At 69.7% G+C, this 20,434-nt stretch carries 10 protein-coding genes; 2 read left to right on the top strand and 8 right to left on the bottom strand.

Translation table 11 applies throughout. The features are described 5' to 3' along the window. Positions 1-5 precede the first annotated feature (5 nt). On the bottom strand, positions 6-284 hold the full coding sequence (locus ASV56_RS18050; RefSeq protein WP_253880156.1) for a hypothetical protein: 279 nt from the start codon (positions 282-284) through the stop codon (positions 6-8). Between the two features lie 108 nt (positions 285-392). Between ASV56_RS18050 and ASV56_RS18045 the strand changes: the two genes are divergently transcribed. Beyond that, positions 393-1,589, top strand: coding sequence for a glycosyltransferase (locus ASV56_RS18045; protein WP_062563407.1), 1,197 nt, complete (start codon positions 393-395; stop codon positions 1,587-1,589). On the opposite strand, the gene ASV56_RS18040 is transcribed toward ASV56_RS18045, so the two are convergent. The 5 genes from ASV56_RS18040 to ASV56_RS18020 form a co-directional block, all read right to left on the bottom strand. After that, positions 1,570-2,193, bottom strand: coding sequence for a 4'-phosphopantetheinyl transferase family protein (locus ASV56_RS18040; RefSeq protein ID WP_062563406.1), 624 nt, complete (start codon positions 2,191-2,193; stop codon positions 1,570-1,572). The two genes, ASV56_RS18045 and ASV56_RS18040, sit on opposite strands and share 20 nt — an antisense overlap. Beyond that, positions 2,190-6,824 (bottom strand): MupA/Atu3671 family FMN-dependent luciferase-like monooxygenase, encoded by a 4,635-nt coding sequence (locus ASV56_RS18035; RefSeq protein WP_062563405.1) that lies wholly within the window; start codon positions 6,822-6,824, stop codon positions 2,190-2,192. The genes ASV56_RS18040 and ASV56_RS18035 overlap by 4 nt, the downstream gene beginning before the upstream one ends. After that, entirely contained in the window at positions 6,821-7,804 is a 984-nt protein-coding gene (locus ASV56_RS18030; RefSeq protein WP_062563404.1) for a glycosyltransferase family 2 protein, read from the bottom strand. The genes ASV56_RS18035 and ASV56_RS18030 overlap by 4 nt, the downstream gene beginning before the upstream one ends. Positions 7,805-7,806: 2 nt before the next feature. Continuing rightward, on the bottom strand, positions 7,807-14,094 hold the full coding sequence (locus ASV56_RS18025) for a type I polyketide synthase (RefSeq protein WP_062563403.1): 6,288 nt from the start codon (positions 14,092-14,094) through the stop codon (positions 7,807-7,809). Between the two features lie 100 nt (positions 14,095-14,194). Then, positions 14,195-15,619, bottom strand: coding sequence for a hypothetical protein (locus ASV56_RS18020; RefSeq protein WP_062563402.1), 1,425 nt, complete (start codon positions 15,617-15,619; stop codon positions 14,195-14,197). Positions 15,620-15,736: 117 nt separating this feature from the next. Here ASV56_RS18020 and ASV56_RS18015 point away from each other — a divergent pair, with 117 nt between their 5' ends. Continuing rightward, positions 15,737-16,501, top strand: coding sequence for a WecB/TagA/CpsF family glycosyltransferase (locus ASV56_RS18015; protein ID WP_062563401.1), 765 nt, complete (start codon positions 15,737-15,739; stop codon positions 16,499-16,501). Positions 16,502-16,533: 32 nt separating this feature from the next. On the opposite strand, the gene ASV56_RS18010 is transcribed toward ASV56_RS18015, so the two are convergent. Next, positions 16,534-18,183, bottom strand: coding sequence for a calcium-binding protein (locus ASV56_RS18010; protein ID WP_062563400.1), 1,650 nt, complete (start codon positions 18,181-18,183; stop codon positions 16,534-16,536). A gap of 179 nt (positions 18,184-18,362) precedes the next feature. Next, positions 18,363-20,360: a Hint domain-containing protein gene (locus tag ASV56_RS18005; protein WP_062563399.1), complete on the bottom strand. Its 1,998-nt coding sequence runs from the start codon at positions 20,358-20,360 to the stop codon at positions 18,363-18,365. Positions 20,361-20,434: the final 74 nt, after the last annotated feature.

Here is a 20,434-nt window from a genome sequence, read left to right as displayed (position 1 = left end):
ACGGATCAGCCCCGCCCGGGCTGCATGCCGTGGTGATCGAGACATTTGGCGCGCCGCCATGCGACGAACAGCGTGGCGGCGGTTCCACTGACCGAATACAGCAGCAGCCCGCCCCAGAAGGACAGGTCCAGAGCCCAGACCCCGACCCCCGTGCTGAACAGCGCCACCGCGATGCCTATGGTCAGAATCCCGATCAGGGGTTTTCTCCACAAAATTCCATGCTCTCCTGCCACAATAGTGCCAAATAAAACCCGAATCGCCAGATAAACTTTGGTCTGGCGCAAGCTGACTACTGCATATCCGCTCATTCTTTACTAAAAATCAGCATAATCCAGCCGAAATGCCGCAAGATTCCCGCGGCGATATGATTTTTTTTCTTGAAGGGACGGCACTTGCGAATCGGCTATCTGGTCAACACCTACCCCCGTCCCTCGCACAGTTTCATCCGGCGCGAGATCGCCGCGCTCGAGGCGCGGGGCTTTGACATCCACCGCATGGCGATGCGCGGCGACGCGCAGGCGCTGAGCGATCCGGCCGATCTGGCCGAACATCAGCGGACCGAGCGGGTGCTGGATGCCGGCGGCAAGCGGCTGCTGCTGGGCCTCGCGCGCCAGGCGCCGGGACAGCTGCGCGCGGCGCTGCGCCTGGCGCGGCAGCGCGCGAAGGCCGGCGAATCCAGCTTGGCGCGGCAGGTGATCTACATGGCCGAGGGCGCTTATGTCGCCGCCCGCGCCCGGGCGCTGGATCTGCGCCATATCCACGCGCATTTCGGCACCAATTCGGCCCGCGTCGCCGCCTATGCCCGGATCTTCGGCGGCCCGCCCTTCAGCTTCACCGTGCATGGCCCCGAGGAATTCGACAATGTCCTTTCGCTGGACCTGGGCGGCAAGCTGGCGCTGGCGGATTTCTGCGTCACCGTCAGCAGTTACGGCCGCTCGCAGATGTATCGCTGGGCCGCCCCGGGCGACTGGCCCAAGCTGCGGGTGGTGCATTGCGGGCTGGACCTCGCGCGCTGGGCCGATCCGGCCCCCCTGCCCCCGGGCCCGTTCCACATGGTCGCCGTCGGCCGCTTTGCCGAGCAGAAGGGTTTCGGCCTGCTGATCCGCGCCTTCGCCCTGGCCTGGCGCCAGGATCCGGCGCTGCGGCTGTCTTTGGTCGGCGATGGCGAATTGCGCGGCCAGATCGAAAGCCTGATCGCCGCCGAGGGCATGGGCCAGGCCGTCACCCTGCTGGGCTGGCAGGACGAAGCCGGCGTGCGCGCCGCGATGAATGCCGCCCATGCGCTGGTCACGCCCAGCTTTGCCGAGGGCCTGCCCGTGGTCATCATGGAGGCGATGGCCTGCGCCCGCCCCGTCATCGCCACCTATATCGCCGGCATCCCCGAACTGGTCCGGCCCGGCCAGGAGGGCTGGCTGGTCCCCGCCGGCGATGCCGAGGCCCTGGCCGTCACCATGCTGGATGCCGCCGCAACCCCGGCCGAGCGCCTTGCCGCCATGGGCGCCGCGGCCCGGGCACGGGTCTGCGCCCGGCATGACATCGCGGAATCGGCGCGGCTTCTGGCCGAGTGCTTCAGCCGTTCCACAGGCTGATCGCCAGCCAGCAGCCGGCCGCCCGGCCCCAGCGCCCGCCGATCAGCCGATCGCCCAGGCAGCCGCGAAACCGCGGGCCGCGCAGCACCAGCGGCACGTCGCGAAAATCCAGCATGCGGCCGGTCAGCGGGTATTGCGCCTTGAACATCGCCTCCTTAGCACAAAAGGCCAGCAGCGGCGGCAGCTCGTCCGCGGTGCGCCAGGGCATCACCATCTCGCCCAACCCCTCGGGCGGCGCGCGGTCGCAAGGCTCCAGGTCGACCCCCGGCCCCGGCGCCCCGGCGGGGGCCGCGACCGCGATGCAGTAATCGCCGCTATGCGACAGGCTGGCGCGGATGCCCGGCGGCAGGTCGGGCTGGCGGTCCGGCCGCATGGCGATGGGCCGCGCCGCGGGCAGGTCGTGCCCGGCCGCGTGGATTGCCGCGCGCAAGGCCATCCGGCCCAGCGCGAACTCGCGCCGGCGTTTCGGCACCGCGCGCGCCATGGCCTCGGCCTCGGCCGGCAGCAGCGGCGCGGGCTCCTGCGTCAGCGGCAGCACCGCGCAGGCATAGCCCGCGGGCATGAGGCCCAGCGCCAGCTTGCGCAGCGCCTCGGCGCCGCTCAATGCCCGCCGCGCAATTGTGCCCGCAGCGCCCGGCGCCGTGCCATGGCATCGTCGCCGGCCGCGGCCGCCGGCTCGGGCACGGCAACCGGCGCGGCGGCGGCCGCAGAAACCGGCGCCACCGGAGTCTGGTTCGCCGGCACCAGGCCCGCGACATGCTTGACGAAATCCGCCAGCACCGGGAAGCGGAAGATGTCCGTCACCCCCAGCCGCGGCAGCGCCAGCCGGTCGCGCATGGTGCGATGCAGCTGGATCGCCAGCAGAGAATGCCCGCCGAGCGCGAAGAAATTGTCGCGCGGCCCGATCTGCTCGACCCCCAGGGTCTCGGCCCACAGCGCCTGCACGGCGGCGGCCAGATCCTCGCTCGGCGCCGCGGCCGCGGCGGCAGCCGCCGCGGCGGGGGTGGCCACGATGGCCGCCCCCGGCGCCACCAGCGGCGCGACAATCGCCCCCGGCACCGGCAGCTGCTTGCGGTCGATCTTGCGATTCGGCGTCAGCGGCATCTTCTCCAGCCGGATGATCCGCCCCGGCACCATGTGGGCCGGCAGATGCGCCAGCAGCGCCTCGCGCAGCGCCTTTTCCGACAGGCCGGCATCGCCGGTGACATAGCCGACCAGCCGCTTGTCGCCGGGAACATCCTCGCGCACCAGCGCCACTGCCTCGCGCACGCCGGCTTCGCCGGCCAGCCGCGCCTCGATCTCGCCCAGTTCGATGCGGAAGCCGCGCAGCTTGATCTGGTGATCGGCGCGGCCGATATAGTCAAGCCCGCCATCCTCGCGCCAGCGCACCAGGTCGCCGGTGCGATACATGCGCGCGCCCCAGGGCGCGGCGCGCCCGGCCGGCACGAAGGGATCGGGCCGGAACGCGCCCGCGGTCAGGTCCTCGCGCTGCCAATAGCCGCGCGCGACACCATGGCCGCCGATCCACAGCTCGCCCTGCGCCCCCGGAGGCACCGGCACCTGATCGCCGTCCAGCACGTAAAGCTGGGTATTGGCGATGGGCCGGCCCAGGCTCACCTCGGCGGCGTCGGTCAGGTCGGCCACCGTGGACCAGATCGTGGTCTCGGTCGGGCCATACATGTTCAGCACCCGCGCCCGCGTGACCGCCTTGATCTCCGAGAGCAGCGAGGGCGGCAGCGCCTCGCCGCCGACCATCACGCATTTCAGCCCGGCCATGGCCGCCGCCACCTGCGGGTCCGAGACCAGGATGCGCGCCATGCTGGGCGTGCATTGCAGATGCGTCACCTTCCAGCGCCGGATCTGCGCCGCGATCGAGAAATCGCGCGGATCCAGCGCCACATCGGCCGGATTGACCGCCGCCCGCAGCCGGGCCAGCATCGGGAAACCGGCCATGACCTGGTCCGGCGCGATGCCATAGTCGATCAGGCAGGCCACCTCGCCCACGCCGATGCTCTTCAGCTGCTCGACCCGGGCGATGGCATCCTCCATCGACCCGAACAGGCCCGAATCCTCGAAATAGCGCAGGAAGGCGAATTCCAGGATGCCGTCCAGCTCGTCCTCGCTGAGCGTGCCCAGGTCGATGGCCATCGGGTTGGTCATGCCCGCCGGCTTGCGGAAGGCCGGGAAATCCCAGGCATATTGCTTGACCAGCGCCGCCGCGCTGCGCAGGTAGTTCTTCATCGGCTCGCGGGCGATCTCGCGCGCGGTTTCGCGATCATCGGCCAGGCAGGTGTGCAGCATCAGCGTGACGGTGAAATGCGCCGGGTCGTGGCCGGCCTCGCGCAGCGCCGCGTGATAATCCTTGATCCGCGCCGCGACCGTGTCGATGCTCTGGCCCAAGAGGTGGGTCAGCACGTTCATGCCCAGCCGCCCTGCCTCGACCCAGGTTTCCGGGTTGCCGGCGACCGTCATCCACAGCGGCAGTTCCTTCTGCACCGGGCGCGGCTGCGTCACCACGCCGAACGTGCCGCCGCCGGCGCGCGGAAAGTCGACCTTTTCGCCGCGCCACAGCCGGCGCAGCTGGTCAACGCCCTGGATCAGCGCCGTCTTGTTGTTCGGCGGCGCGTTTTCCGGGCGCAGCACGAAATCGTCCGGCTGCCAGCCCGAGGCGATGGCCAGCCCCGCCCGTCCCGAGGTCAGGTTGTCGATCACCGCCCATTCCTCGGCCACCCGTGCGGGGTGATGCAGCGGCAGCACGCAGCTGCCGGCCCGGACCGAGATGTTCTTGGTCACCGCCGCCACCGCGGCGCCGGATACCGCCGGGTTCGGATAGGGTCCGCCAAAGGCGTGGAAATGCCGCTCGGGCGTATAGACCGCGACGAAGCCGTTCTGGTCGGCAAAGCGCGCGCCCTCCAGCAGCAGCCGGTATTTCTGCGGCCCGGGCCCGTCGTCATTGCCCCAGTAGAACAGGCTGAAATCCATGCCGCCCTGCACCTCGGCGCGCGGATGCGCCGGCGCTCTGGACACGGCCAGGCGCGATTCCTCGCCCGCGATCACCAGTTTCAGGCCACGCGCCAGCGACCAGAAAATCTCCAGCACCGAAATGTCGAAGGACAGGCTGGTCACCGCCAGCCAGGCATCGCCCTCGGCATGCGGGATCACCGCATCCATGCCTGCGAAGAAGTTGGCGACATTGCGATGCTCGACCATCACCCCCTTGGGCCGGCCGGTCGAGCCCGAGGTATAGATCAGATAGGCCAGGTTCCGGGGCGCCACGGACGAGACCGGCGCCGCGACCATGCCATGCGGCAGGTCGGCCGGAATGGTCACGACCTGCGCGCCATGCGCGGGCAGCCGGTCGGCCATGCCGTCCTGGACCAGCACCACGCGGGCGCCCGAATCTTGGATGTAAAGCTCGATCCGGTCGGCGGGATAATCCGGGTCCAGGGGCACATAGGCGCCGCCGGCCTTCCAGATCGCCAGCGCGCCGATCACCAGCTCGGGCGAGCGTTTCGCGAACAACCCGACCGGCTGGTCGGGACCGACGCCCATCGCCACCAGCTTCTCGGCCAGCGCATTGGCGGCGCGGTCCAGCTGGCCGCGGGTCAGGCTGTGATCCTCGAAGGCCAGTGCCAGCGCATCCGGATCCTCGCCGGCCTTCTCGGCGATCAGCTGGTGGATGCAGGCCAGCCGCACCTCGGCCTGGGTGGCATTGCGGGCAACCAGCAGTTCCTCGCGCTCGGCTGTGTCCATCAGGGGAATGTCGCGCAGCGCCGTCGTTCCGGGCAGCGCCAGCCCGGCATCCAGAACCCGGGCCAGCCTTTGCGCCTGCGCGGCCGAGACGCGGGCCGGATCATGGTCCAGCCAGGCGCCGGCCTCGGTCAGGGTCACGGTCAGCGCCGCGCCCGCGACCGGGCCGCGCGCGTCGAGGCTGATCGCCAAGTCCGGCACCGCCACCTCGCGCAATTCCGGCGCGCGGTGCAGCAGGTCGGCCAGGAAGAAGCCGCGTTTCGCCTGATCGGCGATCTGGCCCGAGATCGCGGCCCCCAGCTCGGCCAGGGACTGCGCACCGCCGGGCGCCACCGAAAGCGGCTGCCAGTCGGCAACGATCCCCGCCGCCTCGGGCTGGCCCCCGGGCCGCAGCGCCAGGTCGCATTCCGCCTGCCCCGCCAGCCGCGCCAGCAGCGCGGCGGCCAGCGCGATCCGCTCGGGCCCCGCGCCCGGCAGCAGCGCCACCCGCGCGCGGGTGTCCGAGCCCTCGCCCGGCAGCACCGCGGGGTTCATCGCCGCCAGCCGCTTGCGCCACCAGCCGTCATGCCGCGCCGCCTGCGCAGCCAGATCGGTCAGCCGCGCCGCCTCATCCGCCGGCAGCGCCGGGATCACCGCGCCGACCGGCGGCAATGCACCGCGAAAGATCAGCCGGACCGCCGCATCGCCGGCGGCAATGGTCGCCACGTCGCCATGATGAGCCAGCACCGTGCCCGGCGCGGCCGTCGCCGGCTCGGTCCCGGCCGAGGCCTCCACCGCCAGCACCCGGCCACCCTCCAGCCGGACCTTGGCCTCGGTCAGCGGGTTCCAGTAGCCGCCATGGTCAAGGCCGCGCACCAGCGCGCAGATCCGCCCGGCCGGCTGGGAAAAGTCGATGATTCCCGCCGCCGCCGGCCGCTTGTCGCGGCCGACATAGCTGCGCAGCCCCAGATCCTGCTGCACCCGCCGCGGCCCCGCCCCTTCCAGCTGGGTCACCACATCGGCGAAGCTCTCGGCACCGCGGGCAAAGCAGCGTGCATTCAGCGTCAATGCGGTATCGTCCGGGCGCAGGTCGAACAGGGTCTGCGACAGGATGTCGCCTTCGTCCACGCCGCCTTCGATCAGGTGCCAGGTGATGCCGTGCTGCGGCTCCTGGCCGATGATCGCCCAGACCGGCGCGTTCAGCCCCGCCAGCCGGGGCAGTGGGCCGTCGTGGAAATTGATTGCGCCCCGCGTTCCGCGCGCCAGCATCTCGGGGCGCAGGATCGACAGGTTGGCGACGCTGAACAGCCAGTCCGCCGCCGGTGCACCCACCGGCACCGGCGCGTCCTGGTGCTCGACCAGCAGCCCCGCACCCATCGCCCAGTCGCGCAGGTCGGGATTGCGCGTCACCACCGCGACGATGCGATGGCCGCGCGCCAGCAGCGTCTCGGCCGCGTGGCGCATCAGAGATTCGTTACCCACCAGAATCGCGGAAAACTGCGTCATGGCTTACCCTTTTCAACATGCACGGGCTTTGGCTGCGAACGAAGCGCGTGGCGCGTCAGATGCGACAGATGACCCTTGGGCCCATCCGGCCTGCGCCCCGACAACAGGCAGCGCAGGCGAAACAGCCCCGCGCCCCCCAGATGCGCGATCGTGGCCCAAAGCGCGCCCGACCGCCCATGGTGTTTCTCGAAATAGCGACGCCGCGAGTCGTACCAGTAATCCGGCGCGCGCTTCCATTCCTTCATGCCGGTGCTGACCGAACCGATATGCAGCACCAGGCTTTCGACGACGTAATGCGTCTGCCAGCCCGCCAGCGCCGCGCGGCGGCACAGGTCGGTTTCCTCGTAGTAAAGGAAGAACCCCTCGTCGAAGAGGCCGATTCGGTCCAGCACGTCCATGCGGATCATCATCGACGCCCCCGCCGACCAGTCCACGCGACCCGATGTCTCGGGCTGCGGCAGCGCCACGATCTTGCGCCGCAGCAGGCGCGAGATCGGGCCGGTGCGGCTTTCCGATTCGAACTCGGCCGCCGCCGAGGGAAAGCGAAAGGCGGTGCTGTGCGGCACGTCGTCGGTGCCGCGCAGGCGCGAGCAGGCGATGCCGGCTTCGGGATGCGCACCCAGGTAATCGACCAGCGCCCGGATCGCGCCCGGCTGCGCGATGGCGTCCGAGTTCAGCAGATAGACCAGGTCCGGCCGCCGCCCATCCGGCAGGCCCTGGCGGATGCCGTGGTTATTGCCGGCGCCATAGCCGCCGTTCCAGCCCGACTGCACCACCGCGACCCGGTCGGCCGGCCAGCCGCGCGCGGCCACGCCGGCCTGCAAGGCCTCGAAACTGCCGTCGCCGGAATCATTGTCGACGATGGTCACGCCGCCCTCCAGCCCCTGCAGTTCCCGCATGGCGGATTCGGCGGCCTGCAAGGACATCTCTGGCGTGCGCCAGTTGAGCACGACGACCTGGACGCTGGGATTGCCGTTCATGGTCACTCTGCCGCCTTGACGCTGGAGGGCGCGGCATCGGCCTCGCGCAGGATCTCGCGCAGGACCGAGGCCATGCGGCGCACATTGGGTTCAAGCACCATGGAGTCATGGTCGCCCGGCACCTCGATCACCCGCAGCTGCGGCATGTAGGGCGTCCAGCCGTTGTCCTCGACGACATAATCGCGGCCCGAGTTGATCCAGCGCCCGCCGGTCACCTTCCAGCGCTTGTCGAGCGGCGGGCGGAACATCGCCACCGGCCCGTCCCATTCCGTCACCTGCATCCCCGGCAGCGCAGCCAGGAAGGCCGCCTCAATCGCAAGGTCGTGGAAGGCGCCGGTCGCCTCGGCCGCGACTTCCGCCTCGATCGCCTTGGCCTTGCTGCGGCGCTGGAATTCATAACCCACGCGGTCGCGCAGCCATTTCCAGACGAAACCGGGACCGCCCTCGCGCAATTCGCCCAGGCGGATCGCCAGCCGGTCCTTGCGGCTGACTGGCTCGCGCAGCGGCAAGGGCGTGTCGAGCATGACCAGCATCGCCACCTCCTCGCCCGCCGCGCGCAGCTGCCGCGCCATCTCGTAAGCCGTCAGCCCGCCGCCCGAAAAGCCGCCCAGCAGATAGGGGCCGTTCGGCTGGACCTGGCGGATTTCCTCGATATAGTCGCGCGCCGCCTCGGCAAAGCTGTCATGCGGCTTGTCGTCGCCCAGAAGCCCGCGCGCCTGCAGACCATAGAAGCGGCGGTCGGCGCCGGTGCGCTGCGCCAGTTGCCGCAGGTTCATGATATTGCCGAACATGCCGGCGACGATGAAGAAAGGCGTGCCGTCGCCGCGCCCGCCCATGTCCACGACAAAGCGGAAGCGCGGTTTCTGCGACACCGGCAGCTTGGCCACATTGTCGGGCGAGACCAGCTCGCGCGGGCCGGTGCGTTCCTCGACCAGCGCGGCCAGCCCGGCGATGGTCGGCGCCTCGAACAGGGTCGAGATCGGCAGGTCGACGCCGAATTTCTTGCGCAGCTGCCCGAACATGCGCACCGCGATCAGCGAATGCCCGCCCAGGTCGAAGAAGCTGTCCGCGGCGCCGACCTGGGCGATGCCCAAGAGTTCCGACCAGATCGCGGCCAGTTCGGCCTGGGTGCCGGGCGTGGGCTCGACGAAATCGCTGTCGAGGTCGGGACGCTCGAAGCCGCCCTCGCTGGGCGCGGCATCCTCGACCACGCCGGCCTCGAGGATCAGCGCGTTCAGGTCCAGCGACGAGACATAGACCTGCGCCAGCCCGGTCGAGATCGCCCGGCTCAGCATCGAGGGGCCGATGGCGGCCGGGATGCCCTGGCTGATATTGTGCTGCAGGCGCCGCTCGGCCGGCGACAGGCTGCGCGGGGCGGCCGCCCGCTGCGGCTGGGCCGAGATCGCGGCCGAGAGCTTGCGCAGCGCGAAGCCCTTGATTTCCGCGACAATCGCGCCATCCGGCCCGGCCAGGGTGATGTCGAATTGCGCCATGCCCTGGGCATCGCTGTTCTCGCCCGCGTTGCGGATGCGGCTGGTCACCTGCGCCGGCAAGGGGGCGTAGAGCCGGATCGAGCGATAGCCCATCGGCACCCACAGGTGATCGGGCGACCAGCCCTTGATCAGCGCCATGGCCCAGCCGGTGGCGATATCCAGCAGCGCCGGATGCGCCAGCCACTCGCCCGCCTCGCCGGCGAATTCCGGCGCCAGCGACAGCTCGGCCACGCCTTCGCCCTCGGCGATGCGGAAGCGGCGCAGCACCTTCCAGCGCGGCCCGAAGGTCATCTGCCGTTCCTGTGCCGAAGGCAGCGCCGTGCCCTGCCCGTCCTGGTCCCAGCCGCCCGCAACCGCCAGCGGTGCTGGCGCGGGCGCGTCCAGCCGGCCGACCAGCGCGGTGACGTTCGGATCGCCCTGCGGGTCGTCCAGGATGTCGATGCGCATGGCGTCGCCCTCGGGCGTTACCCGCGTCGTCACCATGGCCTTGTCCGTCACCAGCAGCGGCCGGCGGAATTCCAGGTCGCGGATCACGATGGGCAGCGACAGGCCGGATTCCAGCGCCGCCTCCGAGACCAGCTCGATCCAGCCGGTGCCGGGCATCAGCGCCTGGCCCGCGGCGGTCTTGTGGCCGCCGATGATCCAGTCCTCGATGCGCAGCGTGCTGCGGAACTCGCGCCCGCCCGGAACCGGCAGGCTGTCGTCCAGGAGCGGCCGGCCCTGCGGCACCGCGACGACCGAGGCCGTGTCCAGCCCCATCGCCCGCGCCGCCATGCCGGCATCGGCCCAGACGCCCCAGTTGACCGCGACCACGCGCCCCAGCGCCGGCGGCGCGGATCGCGCCACCGCGTTCAGGTATTCGTTGGCGGCGACGTAATCCGCCTGCCCCGCCGGCGCGATCACCGAGGAGGTCGAGGCAAACAGCACCGTCAGCCCCGCCGGTTGCCCGTCCAGCGCCTCGACCAGCGCCCTCGTGCCCAAGAGCTTCGGCGCCAGCACATCCCAGCTGTCGTCGTCGGTCTTGGCGGCGATCAGGCTGTCGCGGATCACCCCCGCCGCATGCAGCACCACCTCGAGCCCGCCGAAGCGCGCCCTGGTCTCGGCCACGGCCCGGGCCATGTCCTCGGGGCTGGTCACATCGGCGCGGATCGCCAGCACCTCGGCGCCCAAGGCTTCCAGCTGGCGGACCGAGGCCAGGATGGCCGGGCTGTCCACCCGCCCGCGCGTGGTCAGCGCCAGCTTCGCGCCGCCCCTGCCGGCCAGCTCGCGGGCAATGGCTTGGCCGATGCCGCCGAAACCGCCGGTGATCAGGCAGGTCGCCCCCGCCGGCACGCCGGCCATGCCGTCATCGGCCAGCGCAACCTTTTCAAGGCTCTGCTCGAAACGGCGCCCGTCGCGCCAAGCCGCAATGGCCGCGCCCGAGGGCGCCAGCGCCTCTTCCAGCAGGTTCGCGGCCAGCGCGTCCAGCGCCTTCGGCACGCGCACATCGACCAGCCGGGCGCGGATATTCGGCATCTCATGCGGCATGACCCGGATCGGTCCCGCCGCCGTCGCCTTCTCGGGGCTGGGCGCCGGCTCGTCCGCGACGCGCAGCGCGTCGTTGCAGATCGCGATCAGCTCCAGCTTGGCCTCGGGCAGTTCCGTGCCGATGGCCTGCGCCAGGTGCAAGAGGCCGAAGAAGCCGCGCTCCAGCTGGCTGTTGAGCAGGCTCGAGCCGGGGCGGAACTTCGCGCCTTGCGTCACCGACCACAGGTGCAGGATGCGCTCGGGCACCATGTCCTGCGCCGCCAGCGCCGCCAGCAGCATCTCATAGCCCTCGCGGTCGGATTCGACCGGCAGCAGGAAGCGGCCGTCGCCCCCAGAAACGGTCTTGTCGGCGAAACTGTCGCCGATACGGACCTCGGCCACGCGCTGGCCGCGGGCGCGCAAACCCGCCGCCACGCGCTCGCCCAGGCCCAGCTCGTCGACAAAGACCAGCCAGTTCTGCGAGCCCGTCGCCACCGGACCCTGCGGCCCGATCTCGATATTCGGCGAGGCGAGTTTCCAGGCCGGGCGCCAGCCCCATTCGGCGGGCTCCTCGATCCGGGCCAGCTCGTCGGCGGCGTCGGTGGCCACGCTGGCGGAACGCTCGATGAAATAGCGCTTGCGCTGGAAGGCATAGCCCGGCAGCGACAGCCGCCGCCGCGGCGCCTCGCCCCAGATCTGGCCCCAGTCGATGGCGCCGCCGCAGGCCCAGAACCGGGCCAGCGCGGCCATGAAGAAACTGTCATCCTCGGTCGCGTGGTCGCGGTGGCGCAGCGTGGACACCACCTGATGCGCCGCGACGCCCGGGTTGGCCTTGGCCATGGCCTGCATGGCGCGGCCCGGCCCGACCTCCAGGAAGACCCGCCCCGGCGCCTGCGCCAGATGCGCGATGCCATCGGCAAAGCGCACGGTGCCGCGCAGATGCGCGACCCAGTAATCCGGGCTGGTCGCCTCGGCATCGGTCAAGGGCAGGCCCGAGCGGTTCGAGATGATCGGAATGCGCGGCGGGTTCAGCGGGATCGAGGCCAGATAGGCGCGGAATTCGGCCATCACCCCGTCGAGCAGCCGCGAATGCGCGGCGATGGAAATGGCGATGCGTTGGCATTCCACCTCGCGCGCCGCCATCTTCGCGGCGAATTCGTCAAGCGTCGCGTCCGGTCCCGAGACCACCGACATCGACGGCCCGTTGACCGCCGCCAGGTCCAGCCCCAGCGCGGCCAGCTCTTCGGCGAACTCGGCCGGCTCCAGCGGCACCGACAGCATGCCGCCCGCCGGCACCCGGTCCATCAGCAAGCCGCGCAGCCGCACCAGCCCGATGCAATCCTGAAAGCTCATCACCCCGGCGATGCAGGCGGCGGTGTTCTCGCCCATGGAATGGCCGATCAGCGCCGCAGGCGTCACGCCCCAGCTGATCCACAGCTGCGCCAGCGCATATTCGGTGATCATCAGCAGCGGCAATTGCAGCGAGGGTTGCAGCAGCCGCCGGTCCGCCTCGGCCTCGGCTCCCGGTTCGGGCAGCCACAGCGCCCGCAGGTCGGTGCCATGCGCGGCCGCCATATGGTCCAGCCCGCGATCCATCCATTCGCGGAAGGTCGGCTCGGTCTGGTAGAGCCCGCGCGCCATGCCGGCATATTGCGCGCCGCCGCCGGGCAGCATGAATACCGCATCAGTCGGGTCGCCGACCGGCTGGTGGTCGAAGACCAGCCGCGGGTCGGGATTGGCCAGCAGCGCCGCCGCCTGCTCGGCGGTTTCCGCGACCAGCACCCGGCGCCGGTCGAACTGCCGCCGCCCCTGCGTCAGGGTGAAGGACAGGTCGGCCAGGTTCACCGCCGGGTTCGCCGCCAGCCAGCCGGCCAGCGCGGCCGCATTGGCATCCAGCGCCGCCTTGCTGCGCCCCGAAACCGCGATGATCTGGAACGGCCAATCCGACTCGCCCGAAGGTTGCGCCAGCGGCGGCTCCTGGACGATCACATGCGCATTGGTGCCGCCGACGCCCAGCGAGTTCACCCCGGCGCGGCGCGGCCCGGCGATGGGCCAGCCGCCCAAGGTATCGTTGACGCGAAACGGCCCGCCCTCGAAGTCGATGGCCGGGTTCGGCGCCTCGTAGCCCAGGCTGGGCGGGATCTGGCCGTGATGCACCGCCAGCGCCGACTTGATGAGGCCCGCGCTGCCCGCCGCCGTATCCAGATGGCCGATATTGGTCTTGACCGAGCCGATATGGCAGGGCCCCTGCCGCGTGCCGTCCGAGACCCGCGCATAGGCCTGGTTCAGCGCCGCGACCTCGATCGGGTCGCCCAGCGCCGTGCCGGTGCCGTGGCATTCGACATAGCCGATGCTGTCGGAACTGACCCCGGCCATGACCAGCGCCTCGGAAATCGCCTGGGCCTGGCCCTCGACGCTGGGGGCCAGATAGCCCGCCTTGGCGGCGCCGTCGTTGTTGATGGCCGAGCCCTTGATGATGGCCCAGATATGGTCGCCATCGGCGATGGCATCGCTGGCCCGGCGCAGCGCCAGCACCGCCGCACCGCTGCCAAAGACCGTGCCCTGCGCCCGGTGGTCGAAGGCGTGGCAATGGCCGTCCGGCGACAGGATCTCGTTTTCCTTGTAGAGATAACCCAGCCCATGCGGCAGCTCGATGGTGACACCGCCGGCCAGCGCCATGTCGCATTCGCCCGAATTCAGCGACTGGCAGGCCATGTGGATTGCCACCAGCGAGGTCGAGCAGGCCGTCTGCACATTGACCGAAGGCCCCTTCAGGTCGAAGACATGGCTGACGCGGGTCGACAGGAAATCCTTGTCATTGCCAGTATGGCGCAGCAGGAAATGCCCGACGCCATCGACCAAGTCGCGGTTCGAGCACACGTTCCAGTAGAAATAGCTGCCCATGCCGCAGCCGGCCCAGACGCCGATATTGCCGGCGAAGCGTTCGGGCACATGGGCGGCATCCTCCAGCGCGTGCCAGCAGGTCTCCAGGAACTTGCGGTGCTGCGGGTCCATGATCGCGGCTTCCTTGGGCGAGAGGCCAAAGAATTCCGCGTCGAATTCGTCGAACTGCCCCAGGATCGCGGCCGAGGGCACGTAGTTCGGATCGGCCATGCGCGCCCGCGATTCCCCGCGCGCGATCAGCTCGGCCTCGGGCACGCGCTGGATCGACTCGACGCCCCGACAGAGGTTGTCCCAGTATTCGGCCACGCCCGCCGCACCCGGCAGCTGCGCGGCCATGCCGACGATGGCGATGTCACTGTCCTCAACGACGCTCTTGTCGAAGGCCATGGGATGCCTCTTTTCAACTCGTGGAAACCCCCTGCGGGGCCTAATGGCTTAACAACTGGCAGGCGTATTCGGCATAGCCAATTCGGCGCCGCGGACCAACCTATAAAACCGTTTGAATGCCTGCCTTTTTAGGCAGAATCCGTTCGTTCAGCGGCAGGTCGGCATCATCCGCGACACCCTGCCGCAGCCTGTGGGCATTGCCCAGCAGAGCGCCCGCCGTCAGCCAGGTCAAGGGCGTGATCGTGGCGTTCGGGATCAGGTCCAGCAGATTCATCGCCAGCATCAGGGACAGCGTGCCCAGCACGACCAGCTCGCGCTCGCGCGGCGGGTGGCGGCCGCCGGGCATGGCGCGCAGCATGGCGAAGATCGGCGTCAGCAGCAGCAGGAACTGCGCCAGATAGCCGAAGATGCCGCGCGCGCCGATCCAGATCACCCATTGCCCGTCCGGGACCGAGGCCAGCTTGCCGTTGTAGAGGTCGTAAAACAGCGGCCGCCCCCAGCCGCCCCAGCCGAAGACCGGCCGCTCCATGGCGCGCTCCAGCAGCGCCTCCTCGTTCATCAGCCGGAACTCCAGCGAGCGGCCGCGCTCGGGCGAGATCGACATGGCCAAGTCCACGATGCCCTGCAGCGGCATCCAGGATGTGGTGCGCAGCGTCGGATAGGAAAAGGCCACGCCCGCGACCAGCGCCGCCGCCAGCACCATCAGCCGCGGCCGGGCAAAGGCCACCAGCGGCGCCGCCATCATCGTCTGCAACAGCGCCCCGGCCGATTTGCACAGAAAGACGATGCAGCCCAGATAGGCGGCGATCAGCAGGTTGCGCCGGGTGCGGTCGTTGCGCCAGATCGCGATGGCCGACAGAAAGGCGGTCATGGTCATCAGCGCCACCCACAGCGGATGCTCCAGGAAGACGATGGGTCGATAGCCGCCATAGCGGATGGTCTGGATGAAATCGTGCTGGAAATAGCCATAGACCCAGACGTTGATCTGCGGGCTCATGCGCAGCTCGATCAGCATCGGCAGGGTATAGCACAGCACGCCAAGCACCAGGGCACGGATCCACAGCTCGGCCCCGCGCGCGTTCCAGAGCAGCTTGTAGCCCATGAGGAAGGGCAGCAGCAGGATGAATTGCAAGATCAGGTCGGCCACGCCCTGGCTGATCGACATGGCGGGGCGGTAGTTGATGCCGTCGATCAGCGGGTCGGGATTGGTCAGCGCCGTCAGCACCGGCGCGGCGAAGTTCATCGCCAGCAGCACCGCCACCCAGGCGCCCATGGGCGGCGGCGGCGGTTCGTCCCGGGCGCGGTCCTTGGTGACGAAATAGACCATGACCGCCGCGGCCATCGCCGGGATCATGTGCTTGTTCAGGCCCGGAAAGGCCGGCAGGTCGATCTCGACCAGCTGCGGCAGGATCAGGTAGCCCGCGAAGATCGACCAGATCAGCGCCAGCGCCCGCTCCTTGCGCGAGAACAGGATGCCGACCACCACCGGCCAGCTCAGCAGCACCATCAGGGCCAATACGGGCATGGCCTGCCTCCATCACGCGGCGGGCGCCGCTCTTTACCAAGGGCCGGGAAGGGCGTTGCAATCGCCGCGCCCAGGACACATCCTGCCGCAAATTCCGGCCGCACCCCGAGGCGCATCATGCAGTTCAGCTTTCCCGACGGCAATGCCGTCCGGATCAATTGTCACGATTCAGCGGCGCTGCTGGCGGCGGTGCGGCAGAAACTGCGGGACGGCCAGGGCTTCGCCATCGCCACGATCAACGTCGATCACCTGCAAAGGCTGGCCGAGGACGGGCGTTTCCGCCGCGCCTATGCCGCGCATGACCTGGTCTGCGCCGACGGCAATCCCATCGTCTGGCTGTCGCGCATCGCCGGACGGCCGGTGGCGCTGGCGCCCGGCTCGGACCTGGTGCTGCCGCTCGCGGCCGAGGCGGCACGGGCCGGCCTGCCGGTGGGGCTGATCGGCAGCAGCGACGAATCGCTGGCGCTGGCGGCCGAGGCCATGGTGCGCGCCGTGCCCGGGCTGCGCGTGGCGCTGACCCATGCACCGGGCTTTCCCTTCGACCCGATGGGCGAGGAAGCCGGCCAGATCATCGAACGCATCCGCGCCTCGGGCGCGCGGCTCTGCTTCCTGGCGCTGGGCGCGCCGCGACAGGAGCTGTTCGCGATCCGCGCCCGCGATGCCCTGGGCAATGTCGGCTTCGCCTCGATCGGCGCCGGGCTGGATTTCCTGTCGGGCCACCAGCGCCGGGCGCCGGCCCTGCTGCGCAAGGCCAAGCTGGAATGGGCCTGGCGCATGCTGTCGAACCCGCGCCGGCTGTTCCTGCGCTATGCCAAGGGCTTCGCCATCCTGCCCGGCCATATCCGGCAGGCGGCCGCCCTGCGCCGCGCGCGGCGGGACTGACGGCGCCCCGCAACGGGACGCCGCCCAGGAGATCAGGCCCAGTCGAAGAGCTGCGCCAGCAGGTGCTGGACGCCGGCATGGTCGCCGCTGTCGGCATGGGCCAAGCCGCGATAGCTGTCCACCAGATCCGAAAGATCGGCCTTGGCCCCGGCCGCATGGTCCTCGGCCGCCGTCGCGGCGGGCGCGAAACGCCAGGCGAAGTGATCCGCCGCAAGCTGATCGCCCGCGGTCTCGGTCGCGGCCAGGCTGCTCGCGGCCGTCGCGGTCTTGGCCTGGGCGCCATCCTCGGCCGACAGCGTCGCCGCGCTGGCCGTCTCGCTGGTCTGGGCATTGTTGGCCGGGATGCCCAGCTTGACCAGCATCGCCCGCGTCAGCGTGCCGGCATTGACGCCCTCCAGCACCAGCCGCTCGCCATTCGGAAAGCTCAGCACGGCGCTGCTGCCCTGTGAGGACACCCGGACGTCGCCGACATCGATCCGGTTGCCGGCCGCGTCATGCAGCGCGCTGACGTTCAGCACGTCGCCGTTCGCGCCGCCGACCTGGAAGGCGCGGATGGTGTCCGAGCCGAAGCCGTCCTGCAGCATCAGCACGTCGCGGGCCGCATCGCGCGGCACGCCGGCGCCGTTCGCGGCCGTGATATCCTCGAACATCGAGATGAAGTCGTTGCCGCGACCGCCGTTGATGGTGTCGGCGCCGTCGCCGCCCTCGATGGTGTCATTGCCGGCGCTGCCGGTGATGCGATCATCGCCCCAGCGGGTGTTGATCATGATCCCCTGCCGATTCGCGCCGATGGTGGCATTGGCGGCGGTGACGGTGTCGCGGCCCTCATGGGTCCAGAACTGCTCGAACTCGCTGAAGACCACGGTGCCATTGGCCTGCGGATAGCTGGCCCGGCCGGTGCTGGCGCTGGTGAAGACCACGTTCACGCCAACGCTGTTCTCGCCATTGCCCTTGGCCCAGAGGTTCAGCAGGTCGTGGCCGGCGCCGCCGACCAGCGTGTCATGGCCGATGTTGTAGATCGGCCCCATGCTGCCGTTGTTGCCCCAGCGCACATTGTCCTCGCCGGCGCCGGCATGGCCATAGTCGTTGCCCTGCGAGGGCATCAAGAGGTCGTTGCCGCCGCCGCCGAACACCCGGTCGTTGCCGGTGCCGGGGTCGATCACGTCGCTGCCGTTGGTGCCGCGGATGGTGTCGTTGCCGGCACCCGAATTCACCGTCAGCCCGTGCACCGGCATGTAGCTTGCACCGCTGCCGCGCTCGGCGTTCAGCCCGGCCTTGCTGCCGTCGATGGAATCGTTGCCGGCGCCGGTCTGCAGCCGCTCGATCCCCGAGAAGTTCAGCCGGTTGCCCCAGGCGTCCAGCGCGAAGCCGTTCTCGCTGTTGTTGAAGGTGACGCGGAAGCCGCCGGCCCCGTTCAGATGCAGCCGGTCGCCGCCCGACAGGGCACCATAGATGTTGGAATCGTAATTCTCGCCGGCGCTGCCGCCGATATAGGTATCGACGCTGCCGCGCGACAGCGGATCCTGGTCCCAGATCAGCACATCCGCCCCGGGGCCGCCGTGCAGATGGTCGCTGCCCCGCCCGCCGTTCAGCGTGTCGCGGCCATCGAAGCCCTGGATGGTGTCGCGCCCCGTCGTTCCGTTCAGGCGGTTGGCGCCTGTCGTTCCGTTAATCACAGCCATCGCTGTCCCCAATCTCGCTCACGTTGGGGATAGGCCAGAGGGGTTAAAATATGATGAACCGCCCCGAATCGCCTATCCGGGGCGGATTAGAAAGAAAGCACCAAAACGCCGTTACCTGTCCTTTCGGGCAGGGCGCAGGGCTATCCCGCTCTGCAATTTCCACCTGTGGTTGCGCGTTCCTAGCCGATCAGCGCCTTTCCGTTCCGAGCGTGCCGCTCTGCCAATTGCCTGGCCTTGCCCCCCGGCACCAGCGGCCGCGCGGCCGCGGCCGGGCCCTCGCGCAGCTCGGGGAACAGGGTCAGGATCTCGTCGCGCGCCGCCGCACCGACCGACTTCAGCGCCTCGGCGCCGGTGTAAAGCGACTCGGTCTCGGCGCCGTTCGACAGCACGATCTCGTGCCGCTCGAACAGCAGGTGGATATATTCGACCGCCCCCGCCTCGACCTGCTCGATGCCCGCGATCGCCAGCAATTGCTTGGCCGCGACCAGAACCTCGGGCGCGCCGAACATGCGCTGCGCGATGGCCGAGCGCACCAGGACGCGGTGCTGGGGCGAGACCATCAGCTCGGCGCGCGGCAGCCCGCGGCCCAACGCGCCGGCGCGGATGCGGATCGGCCGCAGCTTCGGCGCCGTCGCCAGGTCCACGGCATCCAGCGCCCGGGTGCCGATCCAGCGAATCGGCTGCAACCCATGGTCGCGCGTGACGACCAGGTCACCGACCGCCAGTTGTTCAACCGCGATTTCGCCGCGATCCGTGGCGATCAGCGTGCCGCGGCAGAAGCAGGGAATGCCCAATTCGTGCAGCCGCGCCCGGGTCAGATCGGCCGGATCGACCTCATAGAGCACCAGGCTTTCGCCGTTCGGAAAGGTCAGCAGCGCATGGGTGCTGTCGTCGCGCGGGTCGACATAAGAGCCGACGGTGACGTCATCCAGGTTGATCGGGTTGCCGTCCGCGTCATGCAGCCCGCTGACATCCAGCCGGTCCTGCGGGAAGTGGTCGACCCCGCCCCAATCGTTCGGCTGGCTGTAGTCGCGGATGGTAAAGGCGCGCACGGTGTCATTGCCGAAGCCGTCGCGCAGCACCAGCAGGTCCTGGCCGTCGTCGTCCCAGGCATGAGCCGCGTTCAGGTCGCCCGCCATCGAGATGCGGTCGTTCCCGGCCCCGGCGTCGATGGTGTCCGAGCCCCAGCCGCCCTCGATCTCGTCATTGCCGGCGCTGCCCAGGATCGAGTCGTCGCCCCAGGCGGTATAGGTGCGGAACCCGTCCACCCCGGCGCCCGAGCCGTCCACCGTGTCATTGCCCGAGCCGGTGATGACATTGTTGAACTCGTAGAAATCCAGGTGCCCGGCCGCGGCGCCGGTCGCATCCACCGTGCCGCTGGTCGAGGTGTTCAGCACCAGGCGGACGCCATTGCCGTCGGTGTCGTGCTGCCAGGCGTTCAGCGTATTGGTCGAGCCGGGGTCGATGGTGCCGGTGCCATATTCGCCGTAATAGACGTCGTTGCCGATGGCGCCGTTGTAATTGCCGTCGCCCCAGCGAAACCCGTCAGTGCCGCCATTGCCGTAGATGGTGTCGTCGCCGGTGCCTGTCTCGACCAGGTCATAGCCCGAGCCGCCATGGACGATGTCGTTGCCGTCGCCGGTGTTGATATAATTCGCGCCATTGCCGGCGAGGACGGTATCGTCGCCGCCGCCAGTCTGGATGCGGATTCCCTGGCCATCGACCGGCGCCGCGCCGGTGGCGTCGATGAAATCGGCACCGTTGCCGGTCGAGACGCGCTCGATGCCGTCGAAGGACAGGGTATTGCCAAAGGCATCCTGCGCCGTGCCCGAATTCGGCGTCGAGAAGGTCACCTCAAAGCCGCCCGCCCCGGCGCCGGCGGTGACCATGCTCAGCGTGTCGCCGCCGGACAGGGAATAGACGTCCGGGTTGTAGCCGTCCTCGCCGTCGCCGCCGTGATAGTCGTCAGGCGCGCCGCTGCTGCCGGAATCGGCCGACCAGATCAGCTGATCCGCGCCGCTGCCGCCATCGACCACATCGCTGCCGGTGGCGCCGTCCAGCGTGTCCCTGCCGGCGCCCCCTTGCAGCGTATCGTCGCCTGCGTCACCCGTGATCCAATCGTTATCGGCCGTGCCGACAAGGCTGTCGTTGCCGGCGGTGCCCGGAATCGTCACCATCTCAAATCTCCAGAACTCGTAATGCGCAGGCGCGGTTTTCCGCAAAGGAATCTCACCGAATCGGCGAATTCATG

The sequence above is a fragment of the Paracoccus aminovorans genome (genome assembly GCF_001546115.1).
GTDB lineage: Bacteria > Pseudomonadota > Alphaproteobacteria > Rhodobacterales > Rhodobacteraceae > Paracoccus > Paracoccus aminovorans_B.
Note: the sequence above shows the minus strand (reverse complement) of the source record. Positions and strands in the feature narration are given on the sequence as shown.